A 21,834-nucleotide genomic window follows, 5' to 3' on the forward strand; every position below is an offset into this window, starting at 1 on the left:
TGCAATCGCTTGCGGAGAACGGAGCCCACCCCCGGCCCCTCCCGCTTGCGGGAGGGGGGAGTGAACACAATGAACGTACGTGACCGTTTCAACGCCGAAGCCGCCAAGCGCATCCTGATCACCGACGGCGCGTTCGGGACCGAGATCCAGAACTGGAAGCTCGACGAGGCAGCCTATGCCGGCGACCTCAAGCTGAGCCACGACCAGAAGGGCAACAACGACATCCTGGCGATCACCAAGCCGGAAGTGCCTGAGACGATCACGCGCGAATATCTCGACGCCGGGTCGGACATCGTCTCGACCAACACGTTCAGCGCGAACGTCATCAGCCAGGCGGATTACGGCGCCGAGCATCTGGTCCGCGCGATCAACGTGGAGAGCGCGAAGATCGCGCGGCGGCTTGCGACCGAATATGAAGCGAAGGACGGCCGTCCGCGCTTCGTCGCGGGCGCGATCGGGCCGACCAACAAGACGCTGTCGCTGAGCCCGGACGTCAACGATCCCGGCTACCGCGAAATCGATTTCGACTATCTGAAGGGCGTGTACCGCGAGCAGATCGACGCGTTGCTCGAAGGCGGCGAGGGGGTCGGCGTCGACTTCATCCTGATCGAGACGGTGTTCGATACGCTGAACGCCAAGGCCGGGATCATGGCCGCGATCGAGGCGGGCGACGAACTGGGGCGCGACGTCCCGATCATGCTGTCGATGACGCTGACCGATCTGTCGGGGCGCAACCTGTCGGGGCACACCGTCGAGGCGTTCTGGCACGCGGTGCGCCACGCCAGGCCGATCACGATCGGGCTGAACTGCTCGTTCGGCGCGGAGCAGCTGCGACCGCATGTGAAGACACTGTCGGCCATCGCGGACACGCTGATCATGATCTATCCGAACGCCGGGCTGCCGAACGAGCTTGGTGAGTATGACGAGATGCCGGCGACGACCGCCGGACTGGTCGGCGAGTGGGCGGTGGCCAAGCAGGTCAACGTACTCGGCGGCTGCTGCGGATCGACGCCGGCGCATATCAAGGCGATGGCGGACGGCGTTCGCGGGCTCGAACCGCGGGCGGTGGCCAAGCCCGAAGTGCGGACCAAGCTTGCGGGCCTCGAACCGTTCACGATGGCGGCGTAATCCTCCCCGGAACGGGGAGGGGGACCGCGCCTGAAAGGCGTGGTGGAGGGGGCTCTCCACCAGGCGCACCGTTTGTGGAGAGCCCCCTCCACCGCTCTGCGAGCGGTCCCCCTCCCCGTGCCGGGGAGGAATTGGAATGACCATGACCACAACCTCCTCGACCAATTTCGTCAACATCGGCGAACGCACCAACGTCACTGGCTCGGCGCGCTTCAAGAAGCTGATCATGGCCGGCGACTATCCCGCCGCGGTCGAGGTCGCGCGCCAGCAGGTCGAGAGCGGCGCGCAGGTGCTCGACGTCAACATGGACGAGGGGCTGCTCGACGCGCACCACGCGATGACGACGTTCCTGAAGCTCATCGCCGCCGAACCCGACATCGCCCGCATCCCGTTCATGGTCGACAGCTCGAAATGGAGCGTGATCGAGGCGGGGCTGAAGTGCGTCTCCGGCAAGCCGATCGTCAATTCGATCAGCATGAAGGAGGGCGAGGAGCAGTTCCTGGCGCAGGCCAAGAAGTGCATGGCGTACGGCGCCGCGGTGGTCGTGATGGCGTTCGACGAGGTCGGACAGGCGGACACCAAGGACCGCAAGGTCGAGATCTGCGAGCGCGCCTACAAGCTGCTCGTCGGGATCGGTTTTCCCCCTGAGGACATCATCTTCGATCCCAACGTGTTCGCGGTCGCGACGGGGATCGAGGAGCATAACAATTACGGCATGGACTTCATCGAGGCGTGCAAGGAGATCAAGGCGCGCTGCCCGCATTGCCACATCTCGGGCGGGCTCTCGAACTTCAGCTTCTCGTTCCGCGGCAACGAGCCCGTGCGCCGCGCGATGCACAGCGTGTTCCTGTATTACGCGATCCCCGCGGGCATGGACATGGCGATCGTCAATGCCGGCCAGCTCGACATCTACGACGATATCGATCTCGAACTGCGTCAGGCCGTCGAGGACGTCGTGCTCAACACCGACCCCGAGGCAGGCGACCGGCTGGTCGCGCTCGCCGAACGCTATCGCGGGACCGACGTGGTCGCCGAGAAGGCCGCGGCGGAATGGCGGTCGCTGGGCGTCAACAAGCGGCTTGAATATGCGCTGGTAAAGGGCATCGACCTGCATGTCGTCGAGGATACCGAGGAAGCGCGGCTGATCATCGCCGGCAATGGCGGTCGCCCGATCGAGGTGATCGAAGGGCCATTGATGGACGGCATGAACGTCGTCGGCGACCTGTTCGGATCGGGCAAGATGTTTCTGCCGCAGGTCGTGAAGTCAGCCCGCGTGATGAAGAAGGCGGTCGCGCATCTGCTGCCCTATATCGAGGCGGCGAAGGAGCCCGGCGCGCGCGGCAAGGGCAAGATCATCATGGCGACCGTCAAGGGCGACGTGCACGATATCGGCAAGAATATCGTCGGCGTGGTGCTGCAGTGCAACGGCTTCGACGTGGTCGATCTGGGCGTGATGGTGCCGTGGTCGAAGATCATCGAGGCGGCGAACGAGAACGACGCGGACATGATCGGGCTATCGGGGCTGATCACGCCGAGCCTGGACGAGATGGTGACCGTCGCCGAAGAGATGAAGCGGAGCGGCATGACGATGCCGCTGCTGATCGGCGGCGCGACGACGTCGAAGGTCCACACCGCACTGCGTATTGCGCCGGCCTATGACGGGCCGGTGGTGCATGTCCTCGACGCGAGCCGGGCGGTGGGTGTCGCGTCGACCCTGGTATCGGACACGATTCGCGACGAGTTCGTGGCGAAGACTGCGGACGAATATGAGGCGGTACGGTTCGCGCGCGCGAACAAGGGGCAGAGCGAGCTGTTGCCGCTGGAGACCGCGCGCGAGCGCAAGTTCGTGGCGGACTTCTCGATGAAGCCCGCCGCGCCGGTCAAGCCGGGCGTGCACGTGTTCGCGGACTGGGACCTGACCGACCTGCGCGACTATATCGACTGGACACCGTTCTTCCGTGCGTGGGAACTGGCGGGCAATTTTCCGGCGATCCTGACCGACGAGGTGGTCGGCGAGAGCGCAAGTTCGCTGTACGCGGATGCGCAGGCGATGCTGGATACGATAGTTGCCGAGAAATGGCTGACGCCGCGCGGCGTGGCGGGGCTTTGGCCCGCGTGGCGCGAGGGGGACGATGTCGTCGTGTCTGGGAAGACGGAGGTACGTCTGCCCATGCTTCGCCAGCAGATCGCCAAGCGCGAGGGTCGCGCGAACATGTGTCTCGCCGATTTCGTCGACACCACTGACGACTGGTTCGGCGGGTTCGCGGTCGGTATCCACGGCATCGACGAGCATATCGCGCGGTTCAAGGCCGGGCATGACGATTACAACGACATTCTGCTGAAGGCGCTGGCGGATCGATTCGCCGAGGCTTTCGCCGAGCGACTCCACAAGTATGTCCGCCAGGAATTGTGGGGCTATGCCCCCGAGGAGCAGCTGACCAACGACGCGCTGATCAAGGAACAATATCGCGGCATCCGTCCGGCGCCCGGCTATCCTGCGTGTCCGGACCACAGTCTGAAGCCGATCCTGTTCGACCTGCTCGATGCCGAAACCGCGACCGGGCTTGAACTGACCGAGAGCTTCGCGATGGCCCCGACCGCAGCGGTGTCGGGCTTCTATTTCGGTCACCCGCAGGCAGAGTATTTCGGGGTGGCGCGGGTCGGGCGCGACCAGCTCGAGGAATACGCAACCCGCCGCGGTGTCGACCTGCCGACCGCCGAACGCTGGCTGCGGCCCAATCTGGACTAACCCCCGTCATGCCGGACTTGGTCCGGCATCCACCGGGCGGCAAATTCTCAGGCCGGTGAGTTTGCGGCCCGGTGGACCCCGGAACAAGTCCGGGGTGACGTAGAGTTAGTGGCTACGCCCCACCAACGCCCCGAGCTTCCGCAATTTCGGCGCGACCATCGGCACCGTCAGCATCGTGCTCGCCAGTGCCATCAGCAGCAGCGCGGTGAAGGTCTCGTTGGTGATGATCTTCTTGTCGAGCAGGATGTTGACGAAGATGATCATGATCAGCGCCTTGGTCTGCAGCAACCAGCCGATCGCCGAGGCCTCGCCCGGCCGCCACTTCAGGATACGTCCCGCGGCGTGAACCCCGACGAGCTTGCCGCCGACCGAAGCGAGCAACAGCAGCGCCGCAGCGGCAAACACCGCGACGCCGCCGACCGCCCACTGAGTCTTGAGGCCGGTCGACAGGAAGAACACCGGCATCACCGCGAGCAGCACGAAGTGGCGGAACTGGTCCATCTTCGCGAGCGTGAACCATTTCGCGTCGAGCACCGCGCCCGACAGGAACGCGCCGACCATGAAATGCAACCCCGCCCAGTCGGCGGCGAATCCGCACCCTGCGAGCCAGATCAGGCTGACATACCAGCGGTCGCTTTCCGGAATGCGTGCCATCAGCTTGCGGATCAGCACCGTCGCCACCGCGAAGCCGATCAGGAACCCGCCCTGTCGCCCGACACGTTCCCAGTCGAGCAGGATCAGCGCCAGCACGCCCCAGATCGCGATGTCGTCGAGGCTGGCATAGCGCAGGATACGCTGGCCGATCGGCTGGCGCAGGATCTCCAGCTTTTCGAGGAACAGCACCAGGATCGGCAGCGCGGTGACGGCGCACGCCATGCCGATGCCCAGGACCACCTGCCAGGTCGCGCCGTCGGGCCCGCGCCAGCCGGGATAGCGCAACATCAGCACCGCGGCGATGCTGCCGGTGACCAGCGGCACCGCGAGCGCAAGACCGGCGGTGACCCCGGTCTCGCCACGCCGCGCCCAGGCCTCGCCGATGTCGAGTTCGATGCCGGCGACCCACACGAACATCATTACGGCCCACCAGGCGACGCCGTTTAGCGACCCCAACGTCGCAGGCGTGAAGACGGTCGCGTAATAGTCCGGATAGAGCGCGCCTAGCACGCCCGGCCCGAGCAGAATGCCGCCAACGATCTGCACGACGACAAGCGGCGCCCAATAGTCGGTGCGGAATACCCGCCAGACCAGATAGGGCATGGTGAAGATGATCAGCATCGCGAGGAGGAAGACCTCCGTCGGCGTCATGGCGTGCACGTGCGTCCCCCGTCGCGCTCGGTCGGAGAACCCGCCGGCTTTGTTGCGCCTGCGATACAACTCGCGGGCAGGGGCGGCAATCGCTTCCGACGCGGTGACAAGATGCGCCATCGTGGGACAGGTGCGCCTTGCGGCAACCGCTTGCGGTGATCGCCGCAGCGATTAACCGCGATTTTGTCTAGCCTATCGAACGGCGACTTGTGCAGGTCGCGTATGAAAGGATGTATTCCATGAAACGATCGTTGCTCGCGCTGACGCTGTTCGCCGCTCCCGCGTTCGCCCACGGGGTTGCGCCGTTCACGATCGGGGGGCAGGGGTTCCCGACATTGCAGGCCGCGGTGGACTCGGTCCGCATGGGCACCGCGACGATCCTGATCGCGCCGGGCACCTACCGCGAATGCGCGGTGCAGGCGGGCGGGCACATCACCTTCAAGGCGGCCAACCCTGGCAGCGTGATCTTCGACGGCGTGGCGTGCGAGGACAAGGCGGTGCTGGTGCTGCGCGGACAGGGGTCGGTGGTCGACGGCATCGTCTTCCGCAATCTGCGCGTCAGCGACGGCAACGGCGCCGGGATCCGCACGGAGATGGGCGATCTGGCGGTCACCAATTCGATGTTCCTGACCAGCCAGGAGGGCATCTTGGGTGGGGAGCCGACCGGCCAGCGGATCACGATCGACCGCTCGACCTTTTCCGGCCTTGGCCAGTGCGACGAATCGCCGAGCTGCTCGCACGCCATCTACCTCGCGAACAAGGGTAGCGTGACGATCACCCATTCGCGCTTCGAACGCGGCACCGGCGGCCATTACGTCAAGCTGCGCGTGCCCACCGTGTCGATCACCGACAATAGTTTCGACGACACCGGCGGCAAGAAGACCAACTACATGATCGACCTGCCCGAAGGCGCGACCGGACTGATCGCGCGCAACGCGTTTGTTCAGGGGACCGCGAAGGAGAACCATACCGGGCTGGTCGTGGTTGCGGCGGAAGCGAAGACCTTTCGGTCGACCGGCCTGCGCGTCGAGGATAATGACGCTCGCCTGTCGCCTGGGGACAAGACCAGCCCGGCGTTCGTCGCGGATTACAGCCATGATCGGCTGGCGCTCGGGACGAACCGGCTTGGGCCGGGGCTGCGCGCGTTCGAGACGCGGTAGATCACTTTTGCGTCACGCCGGGCTTAACCCGGGGGCCACTTCTTTCCTCCACTGAAATTTAGCGGGACCCCGGGGCGAGCCCGGGGTGACGGGAAGGTCAGAGATCCACCCCGGCGGCGATCGCTTCCAGCTTCTTGATCCGCTCCTTGAGGTCGGCGATCTCGATCCGCGCGCCCGCGGTCGGTACTATCGGCGCGCCACCGTCGTGCGCGGTCAATTCCATCCGCCGCAGCGCCAGCCAACCTCGCCATCCGGCGAGCCCGCCTGCGACCACCATCGCCAGCCCCGCGAGGCCGGACAGCGCCAGGGTGATATAGACGTTCGGGTCGGTCATGTCCGCCTCCCTCAGCGGTCGCGGAGCTGCTCGATCTCTCGGTCGAGATCGACGCTCTTGTGGTTGTCGGTGATGACGCGTTCCAGCACCTGGATGCGGTCCTTCATCTGCCGCACTTCGTCGCGCAGCCGCAGCGTGTCGACGCTCTCGGCGGGGGCGATCTGCCGACCCATCGTGCGGTAGCGTTCGCGCAGCACCTTCGCGACCGCGATGATCAGCACGATACAGACGGTCATCGTAAAGGGGTTCATCGGTCGTATCCTCTAGTTCAGCGGGCGCTCGTCGCGCAGCCGCTCGATGTCTTCGGCAACCGCGATGCCGCGGTCGGTGGCGAGCCGTTCCAGCACGCGCACGCGCTGTTCGAGCCGTTCGGTGTGCGCGGCGTACTGCGCCGCCTTCTCGGCGGTCTGCGCGTTGAGCGCGGTCGCCATGGTTTCCTTGTGCTTCATCCAGCGCTTGAACATGTCGCTGCCGATCCCGAGCGTGACCGGCAAGCCGATAACGACGAGTGCGAGCATGAAGATCGTAAATCCGTTCATCGTCGCTCTCCCTCAGCGGTCGCGCAGGGCGTCGATTTCGCGTGCGGTGCGCTCGGCGGGGTCGGTGGCGATGCGTTCGAGCACCGCGATCCGCTCCTCCAGCCGCGAGACCTGGCCGGTGAGGCGCTCGTTCTCGCTGGAGAGCAACTGCACTTTGCGATCGCCGTCCGGATTGGGCTTGTGCGTCTTGCCGGTCCACTCGTCTTCGAGCGCATAGCCATGCTTTGCCCGGATCCAGGTGTTGATCACCCATCCCAGCGTCGAGATCGCGATGATCGCGATGACGAAGCCCGGTCCACCCCAACTCATAATCCGTCCCCTGTTGGCCCGCGTCTCAGCGCAGGCTGTCGATTTCCGCCGCCAGGCTGTTGCTGCTGCGGCTGGTGTAGTGCGTCTCGATGTCGGCGAGCCGGCGGTCGATGTCGCGGAACTTGCTGCGGACCTCGGCGGTCGAGCGCTTCGGGTTCGATCGCACGCCCTGCCAGAATTTGGCGTCGTCGGGCGTCTCGTACAGCCCGATCGGCTTGACCTCGCCCATCCAGGCGACCAGCCAATAGGCGACCAAGGTCCAGGGGAAGCCGCCGGCAAAGGTCAGCAGGACCATCGCGACGCGGACCCAGAGCACTTCGACCCCGGTATAGTCGGCGATCCCCGCGCAGACGCCCTTGTACTTGGCGTTCTGCTTGTCGAGGTAGAATTTGGTACGGCTGGCGGACATCTCAATTCCTCCGTTCGAAAGGGGTGCGGTCGGTCAGGCGATCGCTCTGATAGGATTGCTGGCTGGTCAGCCCGGGCTTCCAGTCGGGATTGTCGGCGGCAATGATCCGCTCGACGGTCACGACCCGGTCCTCGAGTCGGCGGGCCAGCGCCTGCAGTTCGTCGAGCAGGCGTTCATCCTCCTCGGTGATCCGTGGTGCCTGCTTCCACCGGGTGATGTAGTGCAGGATGACCCAAGGCAGCCCGATGAAGATCGAGGTGATCGCGATCACCGGTACAAAGGCGTCTTCCATGTCAGCCGTCCTTCTTCATGCGCGCCTTGAGCGCCGCGAGTTCCGCATCGACCTTGTCGCCGGCGCGCAGTTCAGAGATTTCCTCCTCCAGCGTCTTGACCGACCCCAGGCCCATCGCGTCCGCGCGACCCTCGGCCTCGTCGACGCGGCGGTCGAGGATGTCGAAGCGGCTGAATGCCTCGTGCGTCTTCGGGCCGTTGTACATCTCGCGCAGGCGGGTGCGATTGTTCGCGGTCTCAAGCCGGGTCTGCACCGCGTTCTGCTTGGTGCGCGCCTCGCGCAGCTTGGTCTGCAGCTTGGCAATGTCCTCCTCCGACGCGCGCAGCGCATCGTCGAGCACGCCGACCTCGGCCTTCAGCTGGTCGGCCATGTCGACCGCCTTCTGGCGTTCGACCAGCGCCGCCTTGGCCAGGTCCTCGCGGTCCTTTGACAGCGCCAGTTCGGCCTTCTCGGTCCAATTGTCCTGCAACTGGTCGAGCTTCGAAATGTGCCGGCGCATTTCCTTCTGGTCGGCAATGGTGCGCGCGGCGGAGGCGCGAACCTCGACCAATGTCTCCTCCATCTCGAGGATGATCATGCGGATCATCTTCGCGGGGTCTTCGGCCTTCTCCAGCAGGTCGGCGAAGTTGGCGGCGACGATGTCGCGGGTGCGGGAAAAGATGCCCATGGTAATCCTTGCTCCGGAGGGTCGGCGTTGCCGCCTTATGCCACGATGTGGGTGATGCCCGCCACCGGTGCCGACACCGCCGGAGCGACCGCGCCGAGCACGCAGGTGGCGCTGACGACGATGGTGCAGAGGGCGGCGGTAACGGTGCGGGCGAAGTCGGTCTTGAACATGGCGTGGCTCCTTGGTCCTGGTTGCGTTCCGCCGTTATCGGCGGGTTGCCACAGGCTTTGCATCTGTTGTGCCAGTTTCAGTAATCGAGCAAATACAGTATGTTGGCTTGGCAGGCCGGGCCTCATACTATTGGATACTTGCCAAGAGTTGGGATTTCGCGCCAAACTTAGTGGATGGAGCGCACCACGCAGGTCATCGGCCAGTCGCACACCTTCATGGGGGCGCTTGAACGCGCCAGCCGCGCCGCGGCGCTCGACCGTCCGGTGCTGGTGATCGGCGAGCGCGGGACCGGCAAGGAGCTTGTCGCCGAGCGACTCCATCGCCTGTCGCCGCGATGGGATCAGCCGCTCGTGATCATGAACTGCGCGGCGCTTCCCGAGACGCTGATCGAAGCGGAATTGTTTGGGCATGAAGCGGGCGCGTTTACCGGCGCGACCAAGGCGCGCGCCGGGCGGTTCGAGGAGGCGGACGGCGGCACACTGTTTCTGGACGAGCTGGGCACGCTGTCGATGGCGGCGCAGGACCGGCTGTTGCGCGCGGTGGAATATGGCGAGATCACGCGGATCGGATCGTCGCGGCCGATGCGCGTCGACGTCCGGATCGTCGCGGCGACCAACGAGCATCTGCCGGACAAGGTGATGCGGCACGAGTTTCGCGCCGATCTGCTCGACCGGCTGTCGTTCGAGGTGGTGACCTTGCCGCCGCTGCGCGCGCGCGCGGGCGATGTCGTCGTGCTGGCGGATCATTTTGGACGGCGGATGGCATCCGAGCTGGGGCGCGAGCGATGGGAGGGGTTCGGCCCCTCTGCGCTCGATGCGCTGACGACCTATGACTGGCCGGGCAACGTCCGCGAGCTGCGCAACGTCGTTGAACGCGCGGTGTATCGTTGGGAACGCGAAGGGCCGATCGACGCGATCGAGATCGACCCGTTCCAGTCGCCACATCGGCCGGGGGCGGGCAAGCCAAGCCTTGTCGTCCCGACCGCGACGGTCGCGGAAGCGAACGATCCGGTGGTCGCGTGCGAGGAGGGGCCGTCGGACTTCAAGTCGCGCGTGTCACGGTTCGAACGCGACCTGCTAGCGCGCGCGATGGCCGAACACCGCTTCAACCAGCGCGCGACCGCGGAGGCGCTAGGGCTGACCTATGACCAGTTGCGGCATGCGTTGCGGCGGCATGAACTACTTGGGGTGGGGGCCTGAGCCTTCCCACTCTCGTCACCCCAGCGAAGGCTGGGGTCTCTCGCTCAGGCCGCAGCACCCGCCCCAGAAAGATCCCAGCCTTCGCTGGGATGACGAGGGGGCGCCCGACTATCCCGCCACGCTTGCGCAACGACTCCCACGGGGCCATTTGTCGCTGCGCGGACGTTACACATCCGACCCCATCAAGGAGACCCTGCATGGCTTTCGAACTCCCACCGCTGCCTTACGCCTATGACGCGCTCGAGCCGGTGATCGACAAGGAGACGATGCACTTCCACCACGACAAGCATCACGCCGCCTATACCGCCAAGCTGAACGAGGGTGTCGAGAAAGACTCCGCACTCGCCGGCAAGACGATCGAGGACATCCTCGGGATCATCTCGTCGCAGCCGCCGCTCGTTCGCAACAATGGCGGCGGGTTCTGGAACCACGACTTCTTCTGGAAGACGATGGGGCCGAAGGGTTCGGCGACGCTGTCCGGCCCGCTCAAGGACGCTGTCGACGCCTATGGCGGGCTCGACAAGTTGAAGGAAGACTTCAACACCAAGGGTGCAGGGCAGTTCGGTTCGGGCTGGGCGTGGCTGATCGTCGACGCCAGCGGTGCGCTGAAGGTCACGAGCACGCCGAACCAGGACAACCCGCTGATGGACGATGCCAAGGAGCCCGGCACGCCGCTGCTCGGCAACGACGTCTGGGAGCACGCCTATTACCTGACGTACAAGAACGATCGTCCCGGCTATCTGAAGGCCTGGTGGGACATCGTGAACTGGGACGTCGTGTCCGAGCGCTACGCCAAGGCCAAGGGCTGACCTAAATCCCGACCCCTCTTGCGGGAGGGCTAGGGGTGGGCTCGTGCTATCGACGACAGCTACCAACGATAGCTGGAGCCCACCCCCGACCGCCGCAGGCGGGAAGGAAGATACTTATGCTGCGGGGGGCACGTCTGGCGTGTCGCCCGTTTGCAATCCGTGTTTCAACAGCATCGGGATGTTGGCGAACGCGAACAGCAGGGTGAGCGGGATCGCGCCCCACAGCTTGAATCCGACCCAGAAATCCCAGGTCGTATTGCGCCACACCGCTTCGTTCAGCACCGCCATGACGGCGAAGAAGATCGCCCAGTTGCGCGTCAGCTTACGCCAGCCGTCCGCGGTCAGCCCCGGATAGGCGGTCTCCAGCAACGACTGCAGCAGCGGCCGGCCGGTCAGCAGACCGAACGTCAGGATCGCCGAGAACATCGCATAGACGATCGTCGGCTTCATCTTGATGAAGCGCTCGTCGTGGAAATAGATCGTCAGCCCGCCGAACACGACGACAAGCGCGCCCGACATCCACAGCATCGGCGAGATGTGCCCGGCCTTCACCTTCGACACGATCATCGCGATCACCGTCGCGATGATGAACGCGGTGGTCGCTGCGACGACGCGGACGATCGGCAGCCCGGGGGTCAGGAAATTCACCGCGAAGAAGATCGCGAGCGGGCCGTAGTCGATCGCCATGCGGAGACCGGGGGGAAGGGTGGGTTTGCTATTGGTCGTCATATGGAATCCTTGTTCCCCCGCGAAGGCGGGGGTCCAGTTCTACGGAGGGGCTGGACTCCCGCCTGCGCGGGAGAACGGGTCACTTCCGAACGCCCTCCACCCCGGCAATGATCCGGCTCACCTCGTTCGCGTCGAACGGGCGCAGGTCGGTCATCCCCTCGCCGATCCCGATGGCGTGGATCGGCAGGCCGTATTTCTCCGCCGCGGCGACCAGCACGCCGCCGCGCGCGGTGCCGTCGAGTTTGGTCATGACCAGACCGGTGACGCCCGCCACCTCCTTGAACACCTCGATCTGCTGCAGCGCGTTCTGTCCGGTGGTCGCATCGAGCACGAGGACGATATCATGCGGGCTGGCGGGGTTGATGCGGCCGAGCACCCGGCGGATCTTCGCCAGTTCGTCCATCAGCTCGCGCTTGTTCTGCAGGCGGCCGGCGGTGTCGACGATCAGCACGTCGATGCCGGTCTCGGTCGCCTTCTTGACCGCGTCCCAAACCACGCCGGCGGCGTCGCCGCCCTCGGGACCGGTGACGATCGGGACGCCGACGCGGTCGGCCCAAGTGCGCAGCTGGCCGATCGCGGCCGCGCGGAAGGTGTCGCCCGCGGCGAGCATCACGCCGTAATCCTGCTCCATCAGCAGATGCGCGAGCTTGGCGATCGTGGTCGTCTTGCCGGAGCCGTTGACGCCGATCACTAGGATCACCTGTGGGCGCGGAAAGGCGGTGACCTCGAGCGGCACGGCGACGCGCGCCAGCACCTTCTCGACCTCTTCCGCGACGATCACGCGGATGCCGAGCTCCTCCATGTTGCGCTCGAACGTGCCTTCCGCCAGCCGCGTGCGGATCCGGCCCGCGGTCTCGGGGCCGAGGTCGGAGGCGATCAGCGCTTCCTCGATATCGTCGAGCGTCTCGTCGTCGAGCCGCGCGCCGCCCAGGCCGGCCAGATTGCCGACCAGACGATCCGAGGTGCGCTTGAAGCCACCGATCAGCTTGTCGTGCCAGGTTGGGGTCGTGCTCATAGGGGCGTGCCTGTCAGATGGGTGGCGGTGGCGGCGGTCACAGTCACGGCGATGATATCCCCTACCGTGTTCGTGTCGCTGCGGATCGGGGGGAAGCGTATGTCGGCGAAGTTCGGTGCATGACCGCGGTCGCCCGGGCTTTCGATAAGCACGTCCTGCGTCGTCCCGACCAGGCTGGCGAGCCACGTGTCACGTGCGCCTGCTGCGACCTCACGCAATTGCGCGGCGCGCTGGCGGCGGACTTCGGGCTCGACCTGCGGCATCCGCGCGGCGGGGGTGCCGGCGCGCGGCGAATAGGGAAAGATGTGCGCGTGCACGATCGCGCAATCGGCGATCAGCGCGCGGGTGTTCGCCGCCATCGCCTCGGTCTCGGTCGGGAAGCCGGCGATCAGATCTGCGCCGATCGCGATCTCTGGCCGCGCCACCTTCAGGCGCGCGACCAGCGCGACGCTGTCGGCGCGCGAATGGCGGCGCTTCATCCGCTTCAGGATCATGTCGTCGCCGGCCTGCAGCGAGAGATGGACGTGCGGCATGATCCGCGGCTCGCCCGTGAGCAGGTCGAACAATCGGTCATCTATCTCGATTCCGTCGAGCGACGACAGCCGCAGTCGTTCCAGCCGGGGGACATGCGTCAGGATCCTTTCGACCAGCTGACCCAGCGTCGGGCTGCCCGGCAGATCAGGCCCATAACTCGTCAGGTCGACCCCCGTCAGTACGATCTCGCGGTGGCCGGCCTCGACCAATCCTGCGATCCGCTCGACGACCGCGCCGGCGGGCACCGATCGGCTGGGCCCGCGCGCAAACGGGATCGCGCAAAAGGTGCAGCGATGGTCGCAGCCATTCTGAACCTCGACGAACGCGCGGGCATGCGCGGAAAAGCTCGCGGCGAGGTGCGGCGCTGTCTCGCGAACCTGCATGATGTCGCTGACCACCACCGGCGCCGCTGTGGCCCAGGCGGCGGGGGTCAGCTTGTCGGCATTGCCAATCACCCGGTCGACCTCGGGCATCGCCGCGAAGCTTGCCGGATCGATCTGCGCGGCGCATCCGGTGACGACGATCTGCGCGTCCGGCCGGTCGCGCTTTGCCCGGCGGATCGCGACCCGCGTGGCCTTCACCGCGGCGTTGGTGACCGCGCAGCTGTTGACCACCACCATGTCCCGCCCGGCGACGAGCGTGCGGATGGTCTCGCTTTCGGCGATGTTGAGGCGGCAACCCAGGCTGATCACCGCCGGCGCGGGGGCAGACGACATGGCTTGCGATCTAGGGGCGGGGGCGGGGGATGTCCATTGCGTGCGCGACGCCGCTCACTGCTCTCCCGCGAAGGCGGGAGAGCAGGAGTCTCGATTGCTGCGTCCCGTAACCCTGGACTCCCGCTTCCGCGGGAGAACGGCATGACGTACTTAGCGCGCCAGACGTACCACCGTCGAAGCCGGCCGCGCGGCCTCCGGATGCTGCGCCAGCAGCCGCTTTTCCGCGAGCAACCGGCGGACCTGGGCGACGCCGAGCGGGCGGCCGTAGAGATAGCCCTGACCCTTGGCGCACCCGATTCCGCGCAGCCGTGCCTCGACGCCGCTATCCTCGATCCCTTCGGCGGTGATCGGCAGGTTGAGGCTGTCGCCGAGCCGGACGATCGTGTTGACGATCGCCGCGCTCTCCGGATTGTCGAGGATCGAGGTGACGAAGCTGCGGTCGATCTTGATCCGGTCGAACGGCAGCGCGCGCAGATGCGCGAGGCTCGAATAGCCGGTGCCGAAATCGTCAAGCGCCAGCGCGATCCCCTGGTTCTTCAGGCTGCCGATGATCGACTGCGCGAGCGGCAGATTGTCGAACAGCGCGCTCTCTGTGATCTCGATCTCGAGCCGGCTGGCGGGGAAGCCGGTCTCGACCAGCGTCTTGATGATCTTTTGCGCCAGCCACGCATCGCGCAGCTGGATCGGCGAGACGTTGACCGACAGCGTCAGCCGCGGGTCCCAGTCGCGCGCCGCGGTGAACGCCTGGCGCATCACCGACAGCGAGAGCTCGCCGATCATCCCGGTTTCCTCGGCGACCGGGATGAAGGTGTCGGGCATGATCAGGCCGCGCGTCGGATGCTCCCACCGGGCGAGCACCTCGAACCCGGTGATCCGACCGCTCGAAAGATCGACCTGCTGCTCGAAATACGGCGCGATCTGATGCTGCGGGATGGCGACGCGCAACCCCGACTCGAGCTCGGCGCGGGCCTGGATCGATCGTTCCATCGCGCGGTCGAACCAGGCGTAGCGGTTGCGCCCGGCGGACTTGGCCGCATGCAGCGCGATATCGGCGGTGCGCAGCAAGGCGTCGATCGACGCGCAATCAATGTCGGAACGCGCGATGCCGATCGACGCACTGGTATGGATTTCGATGTCGCCGGTGCGGAACGGCAGCGACAATTCGCTGATCAGCCGTTCGGCGACCACATCGACAGGCGCCGAATGCGCGGCGTCGAACGCGAACGCACAGGCGAATTCGTCGGCGCCGAGCCGCGCGACCAGAGCGCTCGACGGCGCGGCGCGCTTGATCGTGTCGGCGATAAGCTGCAGCAGCATGTCGCCGATCGCATGGCCGTGCATGTCGTTGACGATCTTGAAATGATCGATGTCGATCGTGAGCAACGCGATCGCCTTGCCACGGCGCTGCGTCGCGGCCAGCAGAACGGCGGCATCCTCTGCAAAACTGCGGCGGTTCAGGAAACCGCTGAGCGAATCATGCCGCGCCAGATGCCGGGCCTGCTCGCCCGCGTCATTGAGCGCGGTGAGCGCCAGCGTCATCGCCCGGTAGCGGAACCAGCCGATCAGGATCAGCGCGATGTTCAGCAGCATCGCGACCAGCAAGGTGCGATCGACCATCGTCCCGCTGCCGATCGTCTGCATGACCTGCCACAGCACCATGCCGCCGGTGCCGACGAACAGCAGGAGCGCAGCGCCCGTCACCGCGCCGGTCAGGAACTCGCTGTCCAGCTTGGCGGGTGGAGCGGTGGCCGGCGTGATTGTCATCGGCTTCGCGACCCCTGCAACTGCGAATGGATCTCCTATGTCGCATAACGAAGGTATAAGAGATGTTAAGCCGCGGGTAATGGATTGCGGATCGGTTGCAGTTTGTCGCGGAACGCGACCGTTTTGACTTATTCTCGTGTCGTGCGGGTCACCAGCTTGCAGTTGCGCGGTAATTCGCCTAAGCGTCCACGCAGTTCCGTTGCGGAATGCAGATGACGAGCATCCAAGGATGCACGCTGGCCGGCGAGGTTTCGCCCGCCGGCGCTTTTGCGTTTGGTGACACGAAAGGGTTTTGGCTATGTTCGACAGCTTGAGCGATCGTCTTGGCGGCGTCTTCGACCGTCTGCGCGGCCGCGGCGCGCTGACCGAGGCGGACGTGCGCGCGGCGATGCGCGAGGTGCGCGTCGCGCTGCTCGAAGCCGACGTCGCGCTGCCCGTCGCGCGTGCGTTCGTCGACAAGATCACCGAGACCGCGGTCGGGCAGAACGTCCTGCGGTCGATCACGCCCGGCCAGCAGGTCGTCAAGATCGTCAACGACGCGCTGGTCGAGATGCTCGGCGGCGGCGAAGGGGCGGCGACCGCCGAGCTCGAACTGGGCGTCACGCCGCCGGCGGTGATCATGATGGTCGGGCTTCAGGGCTCGGGCAAGACTACCACCACGGCGAAGATCGCCAAGCGCCTGTCGGCAGGCCAGATGGGCCGCGATCGCAAGAAGGTGCTGATGGCGTCGCTCGACGTCAATCGCCCGAACGCGCAGGAGCAGCTGGCGACGCTCGGCACGCAGATCGACGTCGCGACGCTGCCGATCATCCAGGGCCAGCAGCCGGTCGATATCGCGCGGCGGGCGCTGCAGGCCGCCAAGCTGCAGGGCTATGACGTCCTGATGCTCGACACTGCGGGGCGTCTGCACGTCGACGCTGCGTTGATGGCGGAGATGCAGGCGGTCGCCGAGGTCGCGAACCCGGCGGAAATCCTGCTGGTGGTCGATTCGCTCACCGGCCAGGACGCGGTCAACGTCGCGCAGAACTTCTCCGATCAGGTACCGCTGACCGGCGTCGTGCTGACCCGGATGGACGGCGACGCGCGGGGCGGCGCGGCGCTGTCGATGCGCGCGGTCACCGGCAAGCCGATCAAGTTCGCGGGTACCGGCGAGAAGCTCGATGCGCTCGAGGCGTTCCACGCCGAGCGTGTCGCGGGTCGCATCCTTGGCATGGGCGACGTCGTCAGCCTGGTCGAGCGGGCGGCGGAATCGATCCAGGTCGAAGACGCCGAGCGCATGGCCGCCAAGATGGCCAAGGGTCAGTTCGACATGAACGACCTGCGCGCGCAGCTGGCGCAGATGCAGCGGATGGGCGGGCTTGGCGCGCTCGCCGGCATGATCCCCGGCATGAAGAAGGCGCAGAACGCGGTGGCCGGCGCCGGTGGCGACAAGGTCCTCGTCCATATGGACGCGATGATCGGGTCGATGACGATCAAGGAGCGGGGCAAGCCCGAGCTGATCAACGCGAAGCGCAAGATCCGCATCGCCAAGGGGTCGGGCACGACGGTGCAGGAGGTCAACAAGCTGTTGAAGATGCACCAGGAAATGGCCGGTGCCATGAAGAAGATCAAGAAGATGGGCGGCATGAAGGGGATGATGGCGATGCTCGGCAAGGGCGGCCTCGGCGGCGGTCTCGGCGGCATCGGCAACGCACTCGGCGGCCCACAGATGGGCGAGATGATGAACCAGGCGGGTGGGGGCCTTCCGGGACTGGGCGGCGGCAAGATGCCGCAGATGCCCGCTGGGTTCGACGATTTTCTGAAGAAGAAATAACTGCCCCATTCGTCACCCCAGCGCAGGCTGGGGTCTCAGGCGGCTAGGGCGCGACATCAACCACAAGACCCCAGCCTACGCTGGGTGACAAAATTCTAGAAGGAAGACTAAAATGGCTATCAGCATTCGCCTCGCTCGCGGCGGCTCCAAGAAGCGTCCCTATTACAAGATCGTCGTCGCCGATGCGCGCAGCCCGCGTGACGGCAAGTTCATCGAAAAGATCGGCAACTACAACCCGCTTCTCGCCAAGGACAACGAGCAGCGCATCCAGCTCGACGGCGACCGTGCCAAGCATTGGCTGAGCGTCGGAGCGCAGCCGACCGACCGTGTCGCACGCTTCCTCGACGCAGCCGGCATCCTTGAGCGTTCGGCGCGCAACAACCCGAACAAGGGCAAGCCCGGCGAGAAGGCCACCGAGCGCGCCGAAGAGCGGGCGACCAAGGCTGCAGAAGCCGCAGAGGCAGCTGCTGCTGCGAACGCTCCGCCCGAGACCGGCAGCAACGAAGAGACCGAGCAGGTCGTCGCTGCCGAGGTCGAGGACGCGACGTCCACATCGTAAGCACCCGATCGGATCGTCATGCGTTCTTCGGGTGCAACCGAGGAGCGCATGATGACCCAAGATCCCGATACGAGAACCGCACCCGATGACGCAGACGCCACGACCAAAGGGCCCGCCGACGGCGCGTCCAACCAAGGCGTCTCCGCCAACGAGCCAGCAGAAGGCGTCGACGACGAACCCGATACCGGCTCTGCCCAGGGGTGAACCGACCGTTACGCTGGCCGCCGTCATCGGCGCGCACGGCGTGGGCGGCGAGGTGCGGCTGAAGGTCTTTGGCGACAGCCTGAGCGGGTATCAGAGCTTCAACGGCGGTACGCTGACGTTGAAGTCTGCCCGCGTCGGCAGCAACGGCACCATCGCGCGCTTCGCCGAAGTGGCCGATCGCAACGCCGCCGAGGCGCTGCGCGGTACGGAACTAACGGTGCCGCGTGCGTCTCTGCCGCCGCTCGAAGAGGGCGAATATTATCACGCGGACCTGATGGGCCTTGCGGTCATCTCCAGCGACGGCACGGCGATCGGCCGCATCGTTGCGATCGACGATTTCGGCGCGGGCGACGTGATCGAGATCGAACGCCCGGCGACCGACGACGGCAAGCCCGGCAAACGCTTCATGGTACCGATGCGCGCCGAAGCGGTGCCCGAATGGAACGCCGAGCGCCTGGTCGTGGCAACAGAGTTCATCGAGATCTGATCTGCCGCCCGTGCTCCTGCGAAGGCAGGAGCCCAGGGTAACGGAACGCAACGCCAGCAACCCTGGGCTCCTGCCTGCGCAGGAGCACGATGCGGTGGGTTACCGCCGCAACGGCGCCTGCTCTGCCAGCATGTTGCGAATCGTTGTCGCGGCGACGCCGGCTTCGCCCATCGCATGGGATATCTGGTCGAGCCCCTTCACCACGTCGCCCGCGGCGAACAATCCGGGAATGGACGTGCGTTGGTGGTCGTCGACCTCCAGACACCCTTCGGCGGTCCCGCGCGCGCCGGCCGCTACCGCCAGTTTCGACCGGATCACCGATCCCAGCGCCGGATAGACGCTGTCGAACCGCATCCGTCCTTGCGCGGTATCGACCGCAAACTGGTCGCCCTCGATGGCGAACCCGGCGGCAGGGCCATCGACGCGCGCGATTCCTGCCTCGTCTAGCGCTGCCGCGCAGGCTGGGTCGAGATCGTGGACTCCCGGTGCGATCAGCGTCAGGTCGCGCGTGTAGCCGCGCAGGAACAGCGCCTCGCGCATCCCATGGTCGCCCGTGCCGATTACTCCGACGCGCTTGTCGGTGACTTCGTACGCGTCGCAGATCGGGCAATAGCGCAATAGGCCCTTCGCCAGCGCCGCATCGTGGAGATCGTCCGCCATTCCCTCCGGCCGGTTGTTGACCACGCCGGTCGCCAGCAGCACGCTGCGCGCCAGCATCCTCCGTCCGTCGGCAATCACCGCGAACCCCGCCTCCAGTGGCTCGATCGCCTCGACGGTCACGCACTCGCGCACCGCGCCATATTTCTCGGCCTGCGTGAGCATATCGGCGAGCAGATCCTTGCCGGATATGCCGTCCGGATAGCCTGCATGATTACGCGTCAGCGGGATCAGCGCGGCGCGGCTGCTGCCGCAGTCGAGCAGCCGGATGGAGAGGTGAAACCGCGCGAGATAGATCGCCGCGGTGAGGCCTGCGGGGCCGGCGCCGATGATGATGCAATCGTCCATCGCCTCAAAGCGCGTGTCACGCGATCCTGTTCCTTGCGAAGGAACCGAAGCTGATGTATGCACCGCATGTATATACAGAGCGAAATTTGTGAACGCTGGAGGCGATATGCGCGAACAGGTGCTGGATCGGCTATGGGGCTCAGCCCCCTGGATGAAGCTGCCCGACAAACAGCGTTTCCGTGTTAAGATTTTCAAATCGGGGAACTCGCTTGCGCTCAGGTTGCCGGCGAGCCTCGGTCTGAGGGCGGGAATGGAAGTGGATATGGACGTCCAAGACGGTCAGTATTTCAGTTTCTCAAACCCCGATCAGCCGAAGCGTAAGTTCAATGTGGCAAAAGTTTGCGGCTCGGCGACCGATCTCCAACCGCTGGTCGATGACGATCGGCTGTTTGAGGAGCGCCCATTGGCATGTCCGAAAGGCGACGGATCGGATGATGCGGCGTGAAATACATGCTCGACAGCAATGCGATCATCACGCTGGTGATGGGTAGTAGCCCTCGCCTTGTGGCGCGCGCTGGCGAGTGCGACGACAGCGACCTCGTCACCAGCGCGGTGGCGTTCGCCGAAGTCGTCTATGGGTCGATGCAGGCAAAACCGCCCGCCGTCGATCAACTCCGTGCTTTCGTGGAAGAAGTGCCAGTGCTCGATTTCGACTACAAGGCGGCACTCGCCTATGCGACGTTGCCCGTTAAACGCGCAAGTTATGATCGTCTGATTGCCGCCCACGCCTTGTCGCACGACTTGATCCTAGTGACGGACAATAGGAAGCATTTTACCGATATCACCCATCTGAAGGTCGAGAACTGGACGCAATGACCTTCGCCGCCACCATATTGACGCTGTACCCGGAGATGTTCCCCGGTCCGCTCGGCACCTCACTCGCCGGCCGGGCGCTGGGCGAGGGGCGGTGGTCGTGCGACGCCGTGCAGATCCGCGACTATACGACCGACAAGCATCGCTCGGTCGACGACACCCCGGCGGGGGGCGGGGCGGGGATGGTGCTCCGGGTCGACGTGCTTGCCGCGGCAATCGATGCTCAGGCGCCGGGCCGACCGGTTCTCGCGATGACCCCGCGCGGCGCGCCGCTCACCCAGGCGCGCGTCCGCGACCTCGCGGCCGGCCCAGGCGTCACGATCCTCTGCGGCCGTTTCGAAGGCTTCGACGAACGCCTGTTCGACGCGCGCGACATCGAAGAGGTGTCTATCGGCGACTACGTCCTGTCGGGCGGCGAGATGGGCGCGCTGGTGCTGCTCGATGCTTGCATTCGGCTGCTCCCCGGCGTAATGGGCGCGGCTTCAAGTGGGGATGACGAGAGCTTCGAAAGCGGCCTTCTCGAATACCCGCAATATACCCGACCGCAATTGTGGGAAGGGCGCACGATCCCGCAAGTGCTGCGATCGGGGGATCATGCGAGGATCGCCGCCTGGCGCAAGGCCATGGCGGAGACCGATACACGGCTAAGGCGGCCGGACCTTTGGGAGCGCCATGAGGGCGCTCGGGTCGGGTCGCCCTCTGGCGCGCAGCGTACGAGGACGAAGACATGAACCTGTTGCAGACGATCGAAGCCGAGAACATTGCCAAGTTCCTCGCCACCAAGTCGATCCCCGAATTCCGCCCTGGCGATACGCTGAAGGTCGGCGTGAAGGTCGTCGAGGGCGAGCGCACCCGTATTCAGAACTACGAAGGCGTGTGCATCGCGCGTTCGAACAAGGGTATGGGCTCGAACTTCACCGTGCGGAAGATCAGCTTCGGCGAGGGCGTCGAGCGCGTCTTCCCGCTTTATTCGCCCAACGTCGATTCGATCGAGGTCGTCCGCAAGGGCGCCGTGCGTCGCGCGAAGCTGTACTATCTGCGTGGCCGCACCGGTAAGGCAGCGCGTATCGCCGAGCGTCGCGACACGCGCCCTGCCAAGGGCACTGCCGCCGCCGAGTAATCGG

Annotated in this window: 25 protein-coding genes and 1 pseudogene; 12 read left to right on the plus strand and 14 right to left on the minus strand. The window is 65.6% G+C overall.

Annotated elements, in window-relative coordinates; genetic code table 11:
- Positions 1-69: 69 nt before the first annotated feature.
- Both U1701_RS14180 and metH read left to right on the plus strand, forming a co-directional pair.
- Positions 70-1,128, plus strand: a complete 1,059-nt coding sequence (locus tag U1701_RS14180) for a homocysteine S-methyltransferase family protein (RefSeq protein ID WP_332783217.1) — start codon at positions 70-72, stop codon at positions 1,126-1,128.
- A 118-nt stretch (positions 1,129-1,246) separates the two neighbouring features.
- Positions 1,247-3,877 (plus strand): annotated as a pseudogene (gene metH / locus U1701_RS14185) (methionine synthase); the annotation flags it as partial.
- Between the two features lie 105 nt (positions 3,878-3,982).
- Here metH and U1701_RS14190 read toward each other — a convergent pair.
- The gene (locus tag U1701_RS14190) at positions 3,983-5,182 is read right to left on the minus strand and encodes a cation:proton antiporter (protein WP_332783219.1); all 1,200 of its coding nucleotides are present in this window, start codon (positions 5,180-5,182) and stop codon (positions 3,983-3,985) included.
- Between the two features lie 239 nt (positions 5,183-5,421).
- Between U1701_RS14190 and U1701_RS14195 the strand changes: the two genes are divergently transcribed.
- Positions 5,422-6,342, plus strand: coding sequence for a right-handed parallel beta-helix repeat-containing protein (locus U1701_RS14195; RefSeq protein WP_332783220.1), 921 nt, complete (start codon positions 5,422-5,424; stop codon positions 6,340-6,342).
- A gap of 97 nt (positions 6,343-6,439) precedes the next feature.
- On the opposite strand, the gene U1701_RS14200 is transcribed toward U1701_RS14195, so the two are convergent.
- Genes U1701_RS14200 through U1701_RS14235 form a run of 8 tightly spaced genes read right to left on the minus strand, consistent with a single transcriptional unit; the run spans position 6,440 to position 9,062 of the window.
- On the minus strand, positions 6,440-6,676 hold the full coding sequence (locus U1701_RS14200; protein ID WP_332783221.1) for a hypothetical protein: 237 nt from the start codon (positions 6,674-6,676) through the stop codon (positions 6,440-6,442).
- An 11-nt stretch (positions 6,677-6,687) separates the two neighbouring features.
- A complete protein-coding gene (locus tag U1701_RS14205) occupies positions 6,688-6,912 on the minus strand; it encodes a hypothetical protein (protein WP_332783222.1) in 225 nt (74 codons plus the stop codon).
- A 27-nt stretch (positions 6,913-6,939) separates the two neighbouring features.
- Complete coding sequence (locus U1701_RS14210) at positions 6,940-7,215, minus strand: hypothetical protein (protein WP_443026061.1); 276 nt, start codon at positions 7,213-7,215, stop codon at positions 6,940-6,942.
- A 12-nt stretch (positions 7,216-7,227) separates the two neighbouring features.
- A complete protein-coding gene (locus tag U1701_RS14215; RefSeq protein WP_332783223.1) occupies positions 7,228-7,524 on the minus strand; it encodes a hypothetical protein in 297 nt (98 codons plus the stop codon).
- 25 nt (positions 7,525-7,549) lie between these two features.
- The gene (gene pspC / locus U1701_RS14220) at positions 7,550-7,933 is read right to left on the minus strand and encodes an envelope stress response membrane protein PspC (protein ID WP_332783224.1); all 384 of its coding nucleotides are present in this window, start codon (positions 7,931-7,933) and stop codon (positions 7,550-7,552) included.
- Position 7,934: 1 nt separating this feature from the next.
- On the minus strand, positions 7,935-8,225 hold the full coding sequence (gene pspB, locus U1701_RS14225; RefSeq protein ID WP_332783225.1) for an envelope stress response membrane protein PspB: 291 nt from the start codon (positions 8,223-8,225) through the stop codon (positions 7,935-7,937).
- 1 nt (position 8,226) lies between these two features.
- Positions 8,227-8,892, minus strand: a complete 666-nt coding sequence (pspA, locus tag U1701_RS14230) for a phage shock protein PspA (RefSeq protein WP_332783226.1) — start codon at positions 8,890-8,892, stop codon at positions 8,227-8,229.
- Between the two features lie 35 nt (positions 8,893-8,927).
- Positions 8,928-9,062 carry a hypothetical protein gene (locus U1701_RS14235; RefSeq protein ID WP_332783227.1) on the minus strand — a complete coding sequence of 45 codons (135 nt, stop codon included), beginning with the start codon at positions 9,060-9,062 and terminating at the stop codon, positions 8,928-8,930.
- 174 nt (positions 9,063-9,236) lie between these two features.
- On the opposite strand from U1701_RS14235, the gene pspF reads away from it, so the two are divergent.
- Positions 9,237-10,262: a phage shock protein operon transcriptional activator gene (gene pspF, locus U1701_RS14240; RefSeq protein ID WP_332783228.1), complete on the plus strand. Its 1,026-nt coding sequence runs from the start codon at positions 9,237-9,239 to the stop codon at positions 10,260-10,262.
- A gap of 197 nt (positions 10,263-10,459) precedes the next feature.
- Entirely contained in the window at positions 10,460-11,071 is a 612-nt protein-coding gene (locus U1701_RS14245) for a superoxide dismutase (protein ID WP_332783229.1), read from the plus strand.
- Positions 11,072-11,185: 114 nt separating this feature from the next.
- Here the strand turns inward: U1701_RS14245 and U1701_RS14250 are convergent, their stop codons facing one another.
- The 4 genes from U1701_RS14250 to U1701_RS14265 form a co-directional block, all read right to left on the minus strand.
- A complete protein-coding gene (locus U1701_RS14250; protein WP_332783230.1) occupies positions 11,186-11,800 on the minus strand; it encodes a septation protein A in 615 nt (204 codons plus the stop codon).
- 79 nt (positions 11,801-11,879) lie between these two features.
- Positions 11,880-12,815: a signal recognition particle-docking protein FtsY gene (gene ftsY, locus U1701_RS14255; protein ID WP_332783231.1), complete on the minus strand. Its 936-nt coding sequence runs from the start codon at positions 12,813-12,815 to the stop codon at positions 11,880-11,882.
- On the minus strand, positions 12,812-14,065 hold the full coding sequence (gene mtaB / locus U1701_RS14260) for a tRNA (N(6)-L-threonylcarbamoyladenosine(37)-C(2))-methylthiotransferase MtaB (protein WP_332783232.1): 1,254 nt from the start codon (positions 14,063-14,065) through the stop codon (positions 12,812-12,814). The genes ftsY and mtaB overlap by 4 nt, the downstream gene beginning before the upstream one ends.
- Positions 14,066-14,215: 150 nt before the next feature.
- On the minus strand, positions 14,216-15,829 hold the full coding sequence (locus tag U1701_RS14265; RefSeq protein WP_332783233.1) for a putative bifunctional diguanylate cyclase/phosphodiesterase: 1,614 nt from the start codon (positions 15,827-15,829) through the stop codon (positions 14,216-14,218).
- Positions 15,830-16,127: 298 nt separating this feature from the next.
- Here U1701_RS14265 and ffh point away from each other — a divergent pair, with 298 nt between their 5' ends.
- The 3 genes from ffh (at position 16,128) to rimM (ending at position 18,892) form a co-directional block, all read left to right on the plus strand.
- On the plus strand, positions 16,128-17,642 hold the full coding sequence (gene ffh, locus U1701_RS14270; protein ID WP_332783234.1) for a signal recognition particle protein: 1,515 nt from the start codon (positions 16,128-16,130) through the stop codon (positions 17,640-17,642).
- 112 nt (positions 17,643-17,754) lie between these two features.
- Positions 17,755-18,201 carry a 30S ribosomal protein S16 gene (gene rpsP / locus U1701_RS14275; protein ID WP_332783235.1) on the plus strand — a complete coding sequence of 149 codons (447 nt, stop codon included), beginning with the start codon at positions 17,755-17,757 and terminating at the stop codon, positions 18,199-18,201.
- 85 nt (positions 18,202-18,286) lie between these two features.
- A complete protein-coding gene (gene rimM / locus U1701_RS14280) occupies positions 18,287-18,892 on the plus strand; it encodes a ribosome maturation factor RimM (protein ID WP_332783236.1) in 606 nt (201 codons plus the stop codon).
- Between the two features lie 99 nt (positions 18,893-18,991).
- On the opposite strand, the gene U1701_RS14285 is transcribed toward rimM, so the two are convergent.
- Positions 18,992-19,897, minus strand: coding sequence for an NAD(P)/FAD-dependent oxidoreductase (locus U1701_RS14285; protein WP_332783237.1), 906 nt, complete (start codon positions 19,895-19,897; stop codon positions 18,992-18,994).
- A gap of 106 nt (positions 19,898-20,003) precedes the next feature.
- On the opposite strand from U1701_RS14285, the gene U1701_RS14290 reads away from it, so the two are divergent.
- Genes U1701_RS14290 through rplS form a run of 4 tightly spaced genes read left to right on the plus strand, consistent with a single transcriptional unit; the run spans position 20,004 to position 21,830 of the window.
- Positions 20,004-20,342 carry an AbrB/MazE/SpoVT family DNA-binding domain-containing protein gene (locus U1701_RS14290; protein WP_332783238.1) on the plus strand — a complete coding sequence of 113 codons (339 nt, stop codon included), beginning with the start codon at positions 20,004-20,006 and terminating at the stop codon, positions 20,340-20,342.
- Positions 20,343-20,347: 5 nt separating this feature from the next.
- A complete protein-coding gene (locus U1701_RS14295; RefSeq protein ID WP_332783285.1) occupies positions 20,348-20,713 on the plus strand; it encodes a type II toxin-antitoxin system VapC family toxin in 366 nt (121 codons plus the stop codon).
- A complete protein-coding gene (gene trmD, locus U1701_RS14300; protein ID WP_332783239.1) occupies positions 20,710-21,441 on the plus strand; it encodes a tRNA (guanosine(37)-N1)-methyltransferase TrmD in 732 nt (243 codons plus the stop codon). Before U1701_RS14295 ends, trmD begins: the two co-directional genes overlap by 4 nt.
- Positions 21,438-21,830 carry a 50S ribosomal protein L19 gene (gene rplS / locus U1701_RS14305; RefSeq protein ID WP_332783240.1) on the plus strand — a complete coding sequence of 131 codons (393 nt, stop codon included), beginning with the start codon at positions 21,438-21,440 and terminating at the stop codon, positions 21,828-21,830. Before trmD ends, rplS begins: the two co-directional genes overlap by 4 nt.
- Positions 21,831-21,834 lie beyond the last annotated feature (4 nt).

Source organism: Sphingomonas rhamnosi, from assembly GCF_036663615.1.
Classification (GTDB): Bacteria; Pseudomonadota; Alphaproteobacteria; order Sphingomonadales; family Sphingomonadaceae; genus Sphingomonas.

What these genes read in the sequence shown, in the direction of transcription:
- U1701_RS14180 (WP_332783217.1), top strand. Translation starts at nt 70, where the DNA reads ATGAACGTACGTGACCGTTTCAACGCCGAAGCCGCCAAGCGCATCCTG.
- U1701_RS14190 (WP_332783219.1), bottom strand. Translation starts at nt 5,182, where the DNA reads ATGACGCCGACGGAGGTCTTCCTCCTCGCGATGCTGATCATCTTCACC.
- U1701_RS14195 (WP_332783220.1), top strand. Translation starts at nt 5,422, where the DNA reads ATGAAACGATCGTTGCTCGCGCTGACGCTGTTCGCCGCTCCCGCGTTC.
- U1701_RS14200 (WP_332783221.1), bottom strand. Translation starts at nt 6,676, where the DNA reads ATGACCGACCCGAACGTCTATATCACCCTGGCGCTGTCCGGCCTCGCG.
- U1701_RS14205 (WP_332783222.1), bottom strand. Translation starts at nt 6,912, where the DNA reads ATGACCGTCTGTATCGTGCTGATCATCGCGGTCGCGAAGGTGCTGCGC.
- U1701_RS14210 (WP_443026061.1), bottom strand. Translation starts at nt 7,215, where the DNA reads ATGAACGGATTTACGATCTTCATGCTCGCACTCGTCGTTATCGGCTTG.
- U1701_RS14215 (WP_332783223.1), bottom strand. Translation starts at nt 7,524, where the DNA reads ATGAGTTGGGGTGGACCGGGCTTCGTCATCGCGATCATCGCGATCTCG.
- pspC (WP_332783224.1), bottom strand. Translation starts at nt 7,933, where the DNA reads ATGTCCGCCAGCCGTACCAAATTCTACCTCGACAAGCAGAACGCCAAG.
- pspB (WP_332783225.1), bottom strand. Translation starts at nt 8,225, where the DNA reads ATGGAAGACGCCTTTGTACCGGTGATCGCGATCACCTCGATCTTCATC.
- pspA (WP_332783226.1), bottom strand. Translation starts at nt 8,892, where the DNA reads ATGGGCATCTTTTCCCGCACCCGCGACATCGTCGCCGCCAACTTCGCC.
- U1701_RS14235 (WP_332783227.1), bottom strand. Translation starts at nt 9,062, where the DNA reads ATGTTCAAGACCGACTTCGCCCGCACCGTTACCGCCGCCCTCTGCACC.
- pspF (WP_332783228.1), top strand. Translation starts at nt 9,237, where the DNA reads ATGGAGCGCACCACGCAGGTCATCGGCCAGTCGCACACCTTCATGGGG.
- U1701_RS14245 (WP_332783229.1), top strand. Translation starts at nt 10,460, where the DNA reads ATGGCTTTCGAACTCCCACCGCTGCCTTACGCCTATGACGCGCTCGAG.
- U1701_RS14250 (WP_332783230.1), bottom strand. Translation starts at nt 11,800, where the DNA reads ATGACGACCAATAGCAAACCCACCCTTCCCCCCGGTCTCCGCATGGCG.
- ftsY (WP_332783231.1), bottom strand. Translation starts at nt 12,815, where the DNA reads ATGAGCACGACCCCAACCTGGCACGACAAGCTGATCGGTGGCTTCAAG.
- mtaB (WP_332783232.1), bottom strand. Translation starts at nt 14,065, where the DNA reads ATGTCGTCTGCCCCCGCGCCGGCGGTGATCAGCCTGGGTTGCCGCCTC.
- U1701_RS14265 (WP_332783233.1), bottom strand. Translation starts at nt 15,829, where the DNA reads ATGACAATCACGCCGGCCACCGCTCCACCCGCCAAGCTGGACAGCGAG.
- ffh (WP_332783234.1), top strand. Translation starts at nt 16,128, where the DNA reads ATGTTCGACAGCTTGAGCGATCGTCTTGGCGGCGTCTTCGACCGTCTG.
- rpsP (WP_332783235.1), top strand. Translation starts at nt 17,755, where the DNA reads ATGGCTATCAGCATTCGCCTCGCTCGCGGCGGCTCCAAGAAGCGTCCC.
- rimM (WP_332783236.1), top strand. Translation starts at nt 18,287, where the DNA reads ATGACGCAGACGCCACGACCAAAGGGCCCGCCGACGGCGCGTCCAACC.
- U1701_RS14285 (WP_332783237.1), bottom strand. Translation starts at nt 19,897, where the DNA reads ATGGACGATTGCATCATCATCGGCGCCGGCCCCGCAGGCCTCACCGCG.
- U1701_RS14290 (WP_332783238.1), top strand. Translation starts at nt 20,004, where the DNA reads ATGCGCGAACAGGTGCTGGATCGGCTATGGGGCTCAGCCCCCTGGATG.
- U1701_RS14295 (WP_332783285.1), top strand. Translation starts at nt 20,348, where the DNA reads ATGCTCGACAGCAATGCGATCATCACGCTGGTGATGGGTAGTAGCCCT.
- trmD (WP_332783239.1), top strand. Translation starts at nt 20,710, where the DNA reads ATGACCTTCGCCGCCACCATATTGACGCTGTACCCGGAGATGTTCCCC.
- rplS (WP_332783240.1), top strand. Translation starts at nt 21,438, where the DNA reads ATGAACCTGTTGCAGACGATCGAAGCCGAGAACATTGCCAAGTTCCTC.